Genomic DNA, 13,663 nt, shown 5'->3' on the forward strand with positions numbered 1-13,663 from the left:
CTAGATGTCCTTAAGTCGCGTCTCGGTCACCGCGGTGCGCAATCTGCACCCGGTGACCTTCTCCCCTTCCCCCCGCATCAATATCCTTTACGGCGCCAACGGCAGCGGCAAAACCAGCGTCCTGGAAGCCGTGCACCTGCTTGGGCTTGCCCGTTCGTTTCGCAGCGCCCGCCTGTTACCGGTCATCCAGTACGATCAACTGGCGTGCACGGTGTTCGGGCAGGTGGAATTGGCGGAAGGCGGCCACAGCGCCCTAGGGATTTCACGGGATCGTCAAGGCGAGTTCCAGATCCGCATCGACGGGCAGAACGCCCGCAGCGCTGCGCAGCTGGCAGAGATCCTTCCTTTGCAGCTGATAAACCCGGATAGCTTCCGCCTGTTGGAAGGCGCGCCGAAGATCCGCAGGCAGTTCCTCGACTGGGGTGTGTTCCACGTGGAACCGCGTTTCATGGCGACTTGGCAACGTCTGCAGAAGGCGCTGCGCCAGCGAAACTCTTGGCTGCGACATGGTACACTTGACGCCGTTTCGCAAGCGGTTTGGGACAGGGAACTGTGCCAGGCCAGCGCTGAAATCGATGAATACCGCCGTGCTTACATCAAAGCCTTGAAACCGGTCTTCGAGCAGACCTTGAGCGAACTGATTGAGCTTGAGGGCCTGACGCTCAGCTATTACCGAGGCTGGGACAAGGACCGGGAATTGAGTGCCGTGCTGGCTGGCTCGCTGCAGCGTGACCAGCAGATGGGACACACCCAGGCTGGGCCACAACGCGCTGACTTGCGTCTTAGATTGGGCGCACATAACGCCGCGGATATTTTGTCCCGGGGGCAGCAGAAGTTGGTGGTGTGCGCCTTGCGTATCGCCCAAGGGCATCTGGTCAGCCAGGCCCGTCGCGGTCAGTGTATTTATCTGGTGGATGACTTGCCGTCCGAGCTGGACGAGGCCCACCGCCGCGCGCTGTGCCGCTTGCTGGAAGACTTACGCTGCCAGGTATTCATTACCTGTGTAGACCACGAATTATTGAGGGAAGGCTGGCAGACGGAAACGCCAGTCGCTCTGTTCCACGTGGAACAGGGCCGTATCACCCAGACCCACGACCATCGGGAGTGAAGGCATTGAGCGAAGAAAATACGTACGACTCAACGAGCATTAAAGTGCTGAAAGGCCTGGATGCCGTACGCAAACGTCCCGGTATGTACATTGGCGACACCGACGATGGTAGCGGCCTGCACCACATGGTGTTCGAGGTGGTCGACAACTCCATCGACGAAGCCCTCGCCGGTTATTGCGACGATATCAGCATCATCATCCACCCGGACGAATCGATCACCGTTCGCGATAACGGCCGTGGCATCCCGGTAGACGTGCATAAAGAGGAAGGTGTCTCCGCCGCCGAGGTCATCATGACCGTCCTCCATGCTGGCGGTAAGTTCGACGACAACTCCTACAAGGTTTCCGGCGGCTTGCACGGCGTAGGTGTCTCGGTGGTGAACGCACTGTCCGAAGAACTGGTTCTGACTGTTCGCCGCAGCGGCAAGATCTGGGAACAGACCTATGTCCATGGAGTGCCTCAGGCACCGATGGCGATTGTCGGCGACAGCGAGACCACCGGCACCCAGATCCATTTCAAGGCTTCGAGCGAAACCTTCAAGAACATTCACTTCAGCTGGGACATCCTGGCCAAGCGGATTCGTGAACTGTCCTTCCTCAACTCCGGCGTCGGCATCGTCCTCAAGGACGAGCGCAGCGGCAAGGAAGAGCTGTTCAAGTACGAAGGTGGCCTGCGTGCGTTCGTTGAGTACCTGAACACCAACAAGACCCCGGTCAACCAGGTGTTCCACTTCAACGTCCAGCGTGAAGACGGCATCGGCGTAGAAATCGCCCTGCAGTGGAACGACAGCTTCAACGAGAACCTGTTGTGCTTCACCAACAACATTCCGCAGCGCGACGGCGGTACTCACTTGGTGGGCTTCCGTTCGGCGTTGACCCGTAACCTGAACAACTACATCGAACAGGAAGGCCTGGCGAAGAAACACAAAGTCGCCACTACCGGTGACGATGCCCGTGAAGGCTTGACGGCGATCATCTCTGTGAAGGTCCCGGATCCGAAGTTCAGCTCCCAGACCAAGGACAAGCTGGTGTCTTCCGAAGTGAAGACCGCGGTCGAACAGGAAATGGGCAAGTACTTCTCCGACTTCCTGCTGGAGAACCCGAACGAAGCCAAGCTGGTGGTCGGTAAGATGATCGACGCCGCCCGTGCCCGTGAAGCGGCGCGCAAGGCTCGTGAGATGACTCGCCGCAAAGGCGCGCTGGACATCGCCGGCTTGCCGGGCAAGCTGGCCGACTGCCAGGAAAAGGACCCTGCCCTGTCCGAGCTGTACCTCGTGGAAGGTGACTCTGCTGGCGGATCCGCCAAGCAGGGTCGCAACCGTCGTACCCAGGCCATCCTGCCGCTCAAGGGCAAGATCCTCAACGTCGAGAAGGCGCGCTTCGACAAGATGATTTCCTCCCAGGAAGTCGGCACGCTGATTACCGCGCTGGGCTGTGGCATCGGTCGCGAAGAGTACAACATCGACAAGCTGCGCTATCACAACATCATCATCATGACCGACGCCGACGTCGACGGTTCGCACATCCGTACCCTGCTGCTGACGTTCTTCTTCCGCCAGTTGCCGGAGCTGATCGAGCGCGGCTACATCTACATTGCCCAGCCGCCGCTGTACAAGGTCAAGAAAGGCAAGCAAGAGCAATACATCAAAGACGACGACGCCATGGAAGAATACATGACGCAGTCGGCCCTGGAAGACGCGAGCCTGCATTTGAACGAGGACGCTCCGGGCATTTCCGGTGAAGCCCTTGAGCGCCTGGTGAATGACTTCCGCCTGGTGATGAAAACCCTCAAGCGCCTGTCGCGCCTGTACCCACAGGAACTGACCGAGCACTTCATCTACCTGCCAGCCGTCAGCCTGGAGCAACTGTCCGATCACGCAGCGATGCAGGATTGGCTGGCCCAGTACGAAGTACGTCTGCGTACCGTGGAAAAATCTGGCTTGGTCTACAAGGCCAGCCTGCGCGAAGACCGTGAACGTAACGTCTGGCTGCCGGAGGTCGAACTGATCTCCCACGGCCTGTCGAACTACGTCACCTTCAACCGCGACTTCTTCGGCAGCAACGACTACAAGACAGTTGTATCCCTCGGCGCGCAACTGAGCACGCTGCTGGACGAAGGTGCATATATTCAGCGCGGTGAGCGCAAGAAAGCCGTGACCGAGTTCAAGGAAGCCCTTGAATGGCTGATGGCCGAAAGCACCAAGCGCCACACCATCCAGCGATACAAAGGGCTGGGTGAGATGAACCCTGATCAGCTATGGGAAACCACCATGGATCCGGGCTCGCGTCGCATGCTGAAAGTCACCATCGAAGACGCCATTGGCGCGGACCAGATCTTCAACACCCTGATGGGTGATGCGGTCGAGCCACGTCGTGACTTCATCGAGAGCAATGCCCTGGCGGTGTCTAACCTGGATTTCTGATCCTTGCGCAGCACCCCGTTCCAACAAAAAGCCAACGCACATGCGTTGGCTTTTTTTTTACGCTTGAAAACAGCTGCCTTCTTTCTAACCCAAGTGGCCCTTTAAGGGGTAAGCAGGTAACACCCTGGCATAAAGCCTTCATTCTAAATGAGTTACGAATCTTGGAAGAGTCCCGGATTACGGGAGCTTCAAATATTCTGGCGCAAAATTTGCGTGTTTAATAACTTACACATCGTTTCTTTAAATTTACAGAAAGCGATGGGACGAGATGGTACGAAAAAATCCAAATACCAAGGGTAGTCTCAATGAGTGGTACGCAAACTTTCGATAATCTGGAGCAAGGGCTCAAGCCCCGTCATGTGACGATGCTCTCCATCGCCGGTGTGATTGGCGCAGGACTGTTCGTCGGTTCCGGCCATGCGATTGCAGCGGCCGGTCCAGCCGTGTTGTTGGCCTACGCTGCTGCGGGTGCGTTGGTGGTGCTGGTGATGCGCATGCTGGGCGAGATGGCGGTGGCGTCGCCGGACACCGGCTCCTTTTCTACCTATGCGGACCGGGCGATCGGTCGTTGGGCAGGCTTCACCATCGGTTGGCTCTACTGGTGGTTCTGGGTCCTGGTCATTCCGTTGGAGGCCAACGCTGCCGCAACGATCCTGCATGCCTGGTTCCCGAACGTGGCCATATGGGCTTTCACGCTGGTCATTACGTTGCTGCTGACCGTCACGAACCTGTTCAGCGTGAAGAACTATGGCGAATTCGAATTCTGGTTCGCCCTGGTCAAAGTGGTAGCGATCATTGGTTTCGTCGGTCTTGGCTTGCTGGCGATATTCGGTTTACTGCCCACTAGCCAAGTCAGTGGTGTTTCGCACCTGTTCGATACCCAAGGTTTCATGCCAAACGGCATGGGCGCGGTACTGGGCGCGATTCTTACCACGATGTTTTCATTCATGGGCACCGAGATCGTGACCATTGCCGCTGCCGAATCGAAGAACCCTGGCCAGCAGATTTCCAAGGCAACCAACTCGGTGATCTGGCGGATTGGCTTGTTCTATCTCGTGTCCATCTTCATCGTCGTGGCCTTGGTGCCGTGGAACGACCCGCTCCTGGCCAGTATCGGCTCGTATCAGACGGTGCTTGAACGCATGGGTATCCCCGATGCCAAGCTGATCGTTGATATCGTCGTCCTGGTTGCGGTAACGAGTTGTCTGAACTCGGCACTGTATACGGCGTCGCGGATGATGTTCTCGTTGGGCAAGCGTGGTGATGCGCCAGCTGTTTCCCAGCGCACCAACAAAAGCGGTACGCCTTATTGGGCCGTGATGCTGTCGACCGGTGCGGCCTTCCTGGCGGTGTTTGCCAACTATGTAGCTCCGGCCGCGGTGTTCGAATTCCTGCTTGCCAGCTCGGGCGCCATTGCTCTGCTGGTTTACTTGGTCATCGCGGTTTCACAGCTGCGCATGCGCAAGCAACGAATGGCTCGCGGTGAAAAAGTTGCCTTCAGCATGTGGCTGTTTCCAGGCCTGACCTACGCAGTGATCGTCTTTATCGTCGGGGCCTTGACCATCATGCTGTTCCAGGAAGCCCATCGTGTAGAGATCCTGGCGACAGGACTGCTAAGCGTATTGGTGGTGCTGTTCGGCGTGTTGATGCAGCGTCGCCGGATCGCAAAATCGGGAAGGTTGGCGCAGACGATCGGGTGATATCCACTGTGGCGAGGGAGCTTGCTCCCGCTGGGCTGCGTAGCGGCCCCTTTTGTGAGTGCTTCGCACTCAAGCGGGAGCAAGCTCCCTCGCCAATCTTTAACTCGCCACCGACGTCTCACTCCCCGCCGCCACACTCTCCAATCGATACCCATAGCCATAGATCGTCAGCAACTGCCAACCCCGATCCGCCGTCAGCCCGAGCTTGTTGCGCAGGCGATAGATATGGGTGTCGAGCGGACGAGACGAGGTCATTTCCTCGTGGGTCCAGAAGCGCTCATAAAAATACTCACGTGACAGCGGCCGGCCCAGGTTGGCGAACAGGCAGCGGGCCAGGCGGTACTCCCGCTCGGTCAGGCTGATGGGAATGCCGGCACGGGTGACGGTCAGTTCCGCATCGTCGAATTCCAAGTCATTGAAGACCAGCACCTCGCTGGCCGGAGTGCGTTGCAAGTTGTGGCGGCGTAGCACTGCGGTGACCCGGGCCTTGAGTTCGTTGGGGCGGAACGGTTTGCTGACGTAGTCGTCCGCACCGGCGTTGAGGGCCTGGACGATATCATGCTCACCGTCGCGGCTGGTGAGCATGATGGCGGCCGGCGGCGAGTCCATGTGCTCGCGCGTCCAGCGCAGCAAGGAAAGGCCGCTGATATCAGGCAATTGCCAATCGAGGATCAACAAGTCGAAGGTTTCCCGCCGCAATTGCCGTAACAGGTCTTCGCCTCGTTCAAAGCTATGCAGGGTCCAGGCTTGCTCGTTCCTGCTAGGGATTTGTTGCAGTGTCTGTTCTACCCGGCGCAGTTCGGCCGGTTCATCGTCCAGTATGGCGACACGCATGGAATGCGATTCCTTGATCTCGAAAGTAACGGACATCTTCAGGTGGCAATGAGCGTCTGCCAGAGACTGATTCGTTGTCATTGACCCGTCGCTGGCTGCGACAATACCGGCTCGCGGCACAGAGGGAAAGGCAGCAGCGCGCCACCCATCGCGTCCGTTATAGTCGTGTGCTTTCAACAGGTCGGCGTGATGGCGGCCCGTGAAGATATCCACAGTCCTTGAGTTCGGCCAGGAGGCCTATGAGTAACCAGCGTCGCCGTGAGAGTCGTGAGCCCACCCAGGTCCAGCGGTTGTTCCGCCAGTTGGTGCGGGAGTGGTTGTGGATAAGTCTGCTGCTGTTGCCGTTGACGGCCTTGCTGTCATTGAGCAGTCAATCAACGGGCAATCAATCAGGCGCTGCGTTGTTGTCGGTGTGCCTGGTGGGTGGGGTGTTGGGTTTGTTGCTGTTGCGTCCGCGCCTGGCCCTGTGGACAACAGTGGGCGGCATGAGCCTGGCCCTGCTGATGAGCGCTGTGCTGGGCGCGCAGGGTTGGTGGTGGTCGCCCATGGCCAGTGTGCTGGGCATCATGTTCGGCTACTTGATTTGGAATTGGCGACGCTTAAGCGTGGTGTTGGCCTATTTCGGCTGGGAGCTGGCACGCCTGGATGCGGAGCCCAAGGTCTTCCCGGAACGTCGTCGTACTTCGTACACCGGCAGCGATCGTTTGCAGGGGCAGATCATGGCCCTGGAACAAGCCATGAGCCGAACCCGCGACACCCGGCGCTTCATCGCCGACGGCCTGGAATACCTGCCCGTGGCGACCATGATCAGCGATCCTCAAGGCAAGTTGCTGCTCGGTAATCGCAAGGCGCGTGAGCTGTTCGGCCATGGTCTGGCGGGCGGCGATGTGCTCGAACATCTCGCGCAATTGGGTTATCCCGGGCTGGAGCATCGGGCGTATCACCGGTTATCCACACTGCCCTTGGTAGAGTTTCGCGACATTCGCGAGCGAAGCTTGCGCCTGGAACGGGCGGCGCTGTTCCCGGTTGATGGCGATGCGCCGATTGGCTGGCTGTTGAGCCTCACCGACCTGAGCGCCGAACGTGAGGCGGAAGAACAGCGTAGCGTCATGCTGCGTTTCCTCTCCCATGATCTGCGCGCGCCTCATTCGGCGATCCTCGCGCTGCTCGATGTGCAGCGGCACCAGGCGGGCGGCGATCATCCGCTGTTCGACCAGATCGAGCGCCAGGTACGTCGAGCCCTGGACCTGACCGAGGGGTTCGTGCAATTGGCCAAGGCGGAATCCGAGGCGTATCAGTTCCAACCCACGCTGTTCGCGATGCTGGTGCTGGATGTGCTCGACCAAGCGCTACCCATCGCCCAGGCAAAGCGCATCCAGTTGGTTCATGAACTGGAAGATGAAGAGGCGATGGTGAGGGCGGATCAATCGTTGCTGACCCGTGCGCTGTTCAATCTGCTGGAAAATGCCATCAAATACAGCCCGCCCAACGCCTGCATTTCCCTGCAGGTGCATTGCGCATCGGGCTGGTTGATCTGCAATGTCGCCGACCAGGGCAAAGGCATCAGCGCCGAAGAACTGCCGGACCTGTTCAGCCAGTACCGACGATTTTCGTCGGCCCAAGGGGTTGATGGAATTGGCCTGGGTTTATCGATGGTCAAGGCCGTGGTTGACCACCACGAGGGGAAGATCGAGTGCTACAGCGTGGTGGGCAAGGGCACGACGTTCAGCCTGCGCTTCCCGTTGCTGGAAAATTAAAAGAAATCTGCCAGGCGGATCTGTTTCTGGCGAAGCCCAACCGCGACATGAGCGTCTCAGCACGCTGATTCGGATTACCTATACAGTTACGTGCCTTTCAGTTGGGCTTGCTTAACATGTTTATGCTCGAGGTTCGTACTATAGATCAACACTCGGCCGGTCCAGAGTAGGCGGGGCGCCGTTGCACAAGTGTCGGCCACGAATCTAGCGTCGTCCAATCGATGCCTTTTTCTAGTTCAAATCGGCAGACAGACCCGAGAATCAATAACTGCGTCTGAATGGCCTGCTCAGCGGCGGCGCTATACCCCCACGGGACCGCGTCCAAGTCCTGGAGGAGAGACGCTAATATCTTCTGGTCAAGACGGTCACTAAATCGAGCGACCAAAAAATGTTTCGCGCGGCGAAATCGAACTCCGGTGCCGACCAGTTCCTCAGCCAGGGACGATGCGCCACGGCCCACCACAGCAATTTCGGGGGCATGCCGCACGATCATCCCCGGCATTCCCGATAGCATTGACAAGCCCCTCGTCACGACGTGCCGGAGTTCATCCGCCAGGTCCGAGCGTTTGAACAGGCAGGCTGCGATCAGGTCATCGCCGATATTGAAGGCGTCTCTCCCGGCGAGTTCCGAAAGCGTTTTGCTCGGCCACTTCGCCGCCAGGAAAAGGCTGGCCTGCCGGAGCGACTCATAGCGTTCGTACCACAGCTCATCGTCCTCGGTTTCCACATTCAGCCAGCGCGCATACCCGTCAATCAAGCCCCGGCAATAATTGAACCCCCTGCGCTGACAACGTAAGAGCAGACCACGAACGATTCGGCTGCGTGCTATAGCGGCGATCGTCGACGACATTGGTAGGGCGTGCAAGGCGACGTACTGCGACGCGTCTTCAAGCACCGCACGATGTCCTATTAGGGTGCTGAGTATTGCCTTCCATTCCAACCCGTCGAAATGTTCTGAGAAGATGTCGACGGCTTCGTTGGCGACATACGAGAAATCATAAGAGGCGTCGAATAGCAAACGCGTGGCGACCACAAAGTGCCAGAGACGCTCGTAGTCCCAAGGATCTGATCCTTGCGCATTGAGACGAATGAACAGCGTCCAGGTACCTAGCACCCGCTCGCGCCGGATCGTCAGTGCTGGGAACATCCAGGCGCGGAATCGATCGAGGAATATCTCAAACGCCAGGATCCGCGCGATTTCGCTGTCGGGACAATCAGGCGGCTCCGTCCACTCTACCGTGATCTGCCGCGGCGTGAACACGTAGCTCGCCTTGTGCGTTCCCATCGGTATCTGGATCTCGAGCAACTCTCGCTCAAAACGCAGAACTTTCGTCGAGCGACTACTAAACGTTGAGCAGAAGCGTTCGAGCGCTTGTACACGTAGTGGAAGCCCCTGCGTATCAAGCCGTAGTCCCGCCAGGGAGAATTGGTGGAGGAGATTGTGTAGAACGTGCGGATTCTCGTACCTCTGCAGTGTCTCGCGGGAATCCATGATGGTGTCAAACTCGAACTGCCAGTTACGGTCCTGTATTTCGAATGACTTGGGGATCGCTTCATCAGTCCACTGACGCAGCCAAATTTGAAAGCGCTGAAGCACTGCGACATCGCGCTCAGGCAGCGATTCGATGCTCAGGAACTCAATCCACCGTAGCATCACTATGAGGTAGCGGCGGTAGCTGCTAGGGTCGCCCTCCTCCACCGTGCGTCCTAGCAGTCCTTTCAATGAGGCGTCATAAGTTTCAACTAGCGATCCCCTGATCTGCTCGGCGACGTTTTCGAGACCAGACTCGTACAGCGCCCCCCGAAGCATCAAATAGGAATCGTTGAGTTGCTGAGGAAGGTGCTCCGATGCGTCGCCCCCGGACACAATCCCCCTAAACAACGCTACTGACTGCCGGAACGCATCCACCGGCTCAAGGATTGTGGGATTGGCGAGAGCCTGTCGCAGAAGCAGGATCCCACTTGCAATTGGCAATTCCAATGAACGGATGGATACCATCGCATCGACAAACAAACCGTCTTCACTATCGAGCGCCAACGCGTTGAGGTAGGAGATGGCTTCATTCGGCACATAAACCGGGAGTCGCGCACATTCTGTCTTGACGAAGGCTACGCTTTCAAGAATCAATACGGCGTTGTCGCGCCGAAACACCGTCAGTTGTACGACGGCCGAATCGAGCAGACGGCGCAAAGTTTGCGGCGGCGCCCAGGACGCCGCGGCCTCACAGTCAAGCAGTGCCATGACGATTCGAAGGTCACCACTGGAGACCAATGTGCGTGTTGCGGGCGATAGCGCGAACAGTGTAGGCAGTTTGCGCTGTGGCGCATCCTCTGACACCCGGACAGCACGTTCGTAGTCTCTGGCAAACTCAGTGGATGCGCAGCATTCGCCGGCATACCCCAGGTGCTTTGATCGCCAGATTGCCCCGAGCAGAGAGGGAGATTCCACCACTGCGTCGGCGCGTTGCATCCATCTGGCTTGCATTGGCTGCTCGCTACGTGCGAGCAGCTGTTCCCTGACTTCTTGCGCGACCGGCAGATGACGTAACTGAGAAAGGACTTCGACGCAGTCTCGCGTCAGCTCGCCGCCAGGAAACAGCACCTCATCGGTGAAGACGCACGCGCAGCCGTCGGGCAACACCAACTCTCGGCAACGCTCACTTTGAATTGATCTCAGCATCGTCGAGTCACCGAGAATGCAGGTACCGCGGTCAAGAACAACGCAATCTGCTTCGGCTCGCATACGTCGAGTGTCCATCCTGACGCAGGTAATTTTTTGCTGCCGGAACATGATACCCGCGTGTTCCTCCGCATTGCCTTCGTCCACGACCACCACCGCCACGTCGGCCTGCTCCCGCGTGTTGAACGCGAGATACCGGCGCCAGGCGCTCATGAGATCCGGCGCGACTAATGCGCGGCCCGAGGATTGTGCCCCCAGTATCAACAAGCTCGCGTCTGCGACGTCGTAGCGCCCGGTCAATGTTTCTCGGCATGCGTCAGTCAACACATCACGGTCGCGAAAGGCATCATCGGGATGCGCCGGCCGCGCCTGCAACAGATGTAACCGTTGTACCGTCGTCTCGCGCAGATGGCGTCCGCGCCAGAGCCTGAGGTCTGAGCAAGCCGGGCGTAATGCTAGAGTTGTCGCCCGCGAGCCAGTATTTTGAGCGCTGGCGAAGCCGAAGCCGATCGTATGTGCAACGTTCATTAACTGTGAGTTTCTCGGCATGACGGTGGTCACGGACACGAAGCCAAGTGTTGTCTCAAGGCCCCATTCGCAATCGATCACCGTGAAGCCAAATACCTGCATCAGTTCGTTACACACGGCCTCCATGTGATCAAGAACTGCCGTGTCCAAATACGGCGAATGATCGTGACCGACATCGCCGCAGACATCGATCTTCAGCAGCGGCTGCACAAAGCATGGGATTGCCCCGTCATGGTCGTAACGCCCAGAAAGTGCGAGCTGGCGTCGTGCATGCTCGGTCGATTCACTCATGGCCACAGCGGCAATGCACCGTATCAGTGCTTGCGGCTCGGGACATATCAGGCTTTCGTAGCCGCCGGCATTGACTTGATCCGCCAGGTCCTCATTACCCGCACTACGCACGATCCACGGCGCGGGACCACAAACGTCCATCACGCTTCGCGTCATCTGCGGAAAAGCTTTTTCTAAAGCGGTTGCGTAGATCGATACCGCATCATCTGTTTGTCCCTGGTTTCCCGCCCCTGCGTTTGGCAATGGGGCGATCGGAAAGATAGGTAGGACAAGACTACCCAGTGATTCGATCTTCCGAATGTGCAGAAGCCGATCCAGCTTGGGTCCGTAGAGCCGTTCTTCGTCTGTAGTCATGGTTTTAGCACGCAAAATTCGATGAATAGGGTGGCGCAGCATGGATGGGCCAGCAACTGGGATATCTCAGCATCACGGCACTTTCGGCGCAGGTGCGTCTTCATTGGGCCGAGCACTTTCATTTTGGCTCGCCCAGGAATCCACCGCTCTGGTGAGCCCATAACCTCGCGTAAAGACCACCTCGCGCAAGCAACGTCATATGATCACCCTGTTCGATAACACGTCCCTCATCAAGCACGATCAAACGGTCCATTGACGCGATGGTGGACAGTCGGTGTGCGATCGCGATCACGGTCTTGCCTTCCATTAGCTGAAAAAGACTTTTCTGGATGACAGCTTCGACTTCGGAATCAAGTGCACTGGTCGCCTCGTCGAGCAGGAGGATCGGTGCGTCCTTCAGCATCACGCGCGCAATGGCGATACGCTGACGTTGTCCACCCGAGAGTTTGACGCCGCGCTCGCCTACATGCACCTCGTAACCGCAGCGTTTGCTCGCATCGCCGAGATTTTGGATAAAGGTATGTGCCTCTGCGCGCCGGGCAGCCACCTCAATCTGCGCGGGTGTCGCGTCGGGTCTACCGTAGGAAATGTTGTCGGCTACCGACCGATGCAGAAGCGAGATGTCTTGCGTGACCATGCCGATTTGGCTGCGCAACGAATCCTGCGTAGCGTTTGCGATGTTCTGCCCGTCGATCAGAATGCGACCGCTTTCTAGATCGTGGAAGCGCAACAGCAAGTTCAATAGCGTCGACTTGCCAGCCCCTGATCGGCCAACCAGGCCAATCTTTTCACCGGGCCTGACTGTGAGGTTCAGATCGTCGATCACGCGTCGACCGTTTTCGGCGTAGCGGAAGTTCACCCCTTCGAAGCATACCTCGCCACGGGTTGCTGCAAGCGTGACGGCGCCAGGTATATCGAGAACGGCAGGTGGGATTGATAGCATCTTCATGCCGTCCTGTACTGTGCCGACGTTCTCGAATAGGCTGGTCATCTCCCACATGAGCCATTGCGACATACCCTGCAGGCGCAACGCCATAGCGGTGCCAGCGGCGACGGCGCCCACTCCCACGGCACCTTCTGACCATAGCCACAATGCGGCTCCTGCCGTGCCAATCGTGAGTCCGATGCTTAGGAGATGGTTGACAATTTCAAAGGCGCTCACCAGCCGCATCTCACCATAGCCAGTGCGCATGAATTCGAGCATTGCCTCGCGCGCGAATCCTGCCTCGCGCTGCGTGTGAGAGAACAGTTTGACAGTGGCGATGTTGGCATAAGCGTCGGTCACGCGTCCCGTCAACAGCGCACGCGCATCAGCCTGCTCCTTACCAAACCTGCCAAGACGAGGCACGAAATAGCCCAACGCGGCACCGTAGAGGACGAGCCAGATCAAGAAGGGCCATACTAGTTGCGCATCGAGCACGCCAATCAGAATGATCACGGTCGCCACGTATACACTCATAGCGACCATGACGTCGGCCAACACGAAAATGGTTTCGCGGACTGCAAGTGAGGTTTGCATCACTTTGGCGGTGATACGACCTGCGAATTCACCCTGATAGAAGGCCATGCTCTGCCCCAGCATCAACCTGTGGAAGTTCCACCGCAGGCGCATGGGCAGGTTCACCGTTAGGGTCTGATGCTTAACGAACGTCTGCAGCGCCACTACTGCAATGCTCACCACCATTACGGCGACCAGCCATAGTAAGGTCTCGCCGCGCTCAGCCCACAGCCGCGACGGCACTTGCACGCTGAGCCAGTCGACTATGCGTCCGAGCATGGCAATCAGCAGCGCATCCAACGCCGACATAATCATCGTGAGTGCCGCCATAGCGGTGATCTTGCCGCGTACGCCCTGCGTACAAGCCCAAATAAAGGCGAAGAACCCCTGGGGTGGCAGGAATGGTTTTGTGGTAGGGAACGGGTAGAGTAATTTTTCAAAGAAGCCGAGCAAAATATAGCCTCACTGACAGTCTGAGACTGATGACACA

Annotated in this window: 7 protein-coding genes; 4 read left to right on the forward strand and 3 right to left on the reverse strand. The window is 58.0% G+C overall.

What is annotated here, in order from left to right; genetic code table 11:
* The first annotated feature begins 4 nt into the window (after nt 1–4).
* The 3 genes from recF (at nt 5) to gabP (ending at nt 5,231) form a co-directional block, all read left to right on the forward strand.
* Nucleotides 5–1,108, forward strand: coding sequence for a DNA replication/repair protein RecF (gene recF, locus FHK92_RS05375; protein WP_181287162.1), 1,104 nt, complete (start codon nt 5–7; stop codon nt 1,106–1,108).
* Nucleotides 1,109–1,113: 5 nt separating this feature from the next.
* Nucleotides 1,114–3,531, forward strand: coding sequence for a DNA topoisomerase (ATP-hydrolyzing) subunit B (gyrB, locus tag FHK92_RS05380; protein ID WP_181287163.1), 2,418 nt, complete (start codon nt 1,114–1,116; stop codon nt 3,529–3,531).
* A 305-nt stretch (nt 3,532–3,836) separates the two neighbouring features.
* Entirely contained in the window at nt 3,837–5,231 is a 1,395-nt protein-coding gene (gene gabP / locus FHK92_RS05385; RefSeq protein ID WP_181287164.1) for a GABA permease, read from the forward strand.
* 99 nt (nt 5,232–5,330) lie between these two features.
* Here gabP and FHK92_RS05390 read toward each other — a convergent pair whose 3' ends face one another.
* Entirely contained in the window at nt 5,331–6,065 is a 735-nt protein-coding gene (locus tag FHK92_RS05390; RefSeq protein WP_181287165.1) for a response regulator transcription factor, read from the reverse strand.
* Between the two features lie 239 nt (nt 6,066–6,304).
* On the opposite strand from FHK92_RS05390, the gene FHK92_RS05395 reads away from it, so the two are divergent.
* The gene (locus FHK92_RS05395; protein ID WP_181287166.1) at nt 6,305–7,822 is read left to right on the forward strand and encodes a sensor histidine kinase; all 1,518 of its coding nucleotides are present in this window, start codon (nt 6,305–6,307) and stop codon (nt 7,820–7,822) included.
* 145 nt (nt 7,823–7,967) lie between these two features.
* Here FHK92_RS05395 and FHK92_RS05400 read toward each other — a convergent pair whose 3' ends face one another.
* A complete protein-coding gene (locus FHK92_RS05400; RefSeq protein ID WP_181287167.1) occupies nt 7,968–11,717 on the reverse strand; it encodes a hypothetical protein in 3,750 nt (1,249 codons plus the stop codon).
* Between the two features lie 76 nt (nt 11,718–11,793).
* Complete coding sequence (locus FHK92_RS05405; RefSeq protein ID WP_181287168.1) at nt 11,794–13,626, reverse strand: ABC transporter ATP-binding protein; 1,833 nt, start codon at nt 13,624–13,626, stop codon at nt 11,794–11,796.
* Nucleotides 13,627–13,663: the final 37 nt, after the last annotated feature.

The sequence above is a fragment of the Pseudomonas brassicacearum subsp. neoaurantiaca genome, assembly GCF_013608025.1.
Lineage (GTDB): Bacteria > Pseudomonadota > Gammaproteobacteria > Pseudomonadales > Pseudomonadaceae > Aquipseudomonas.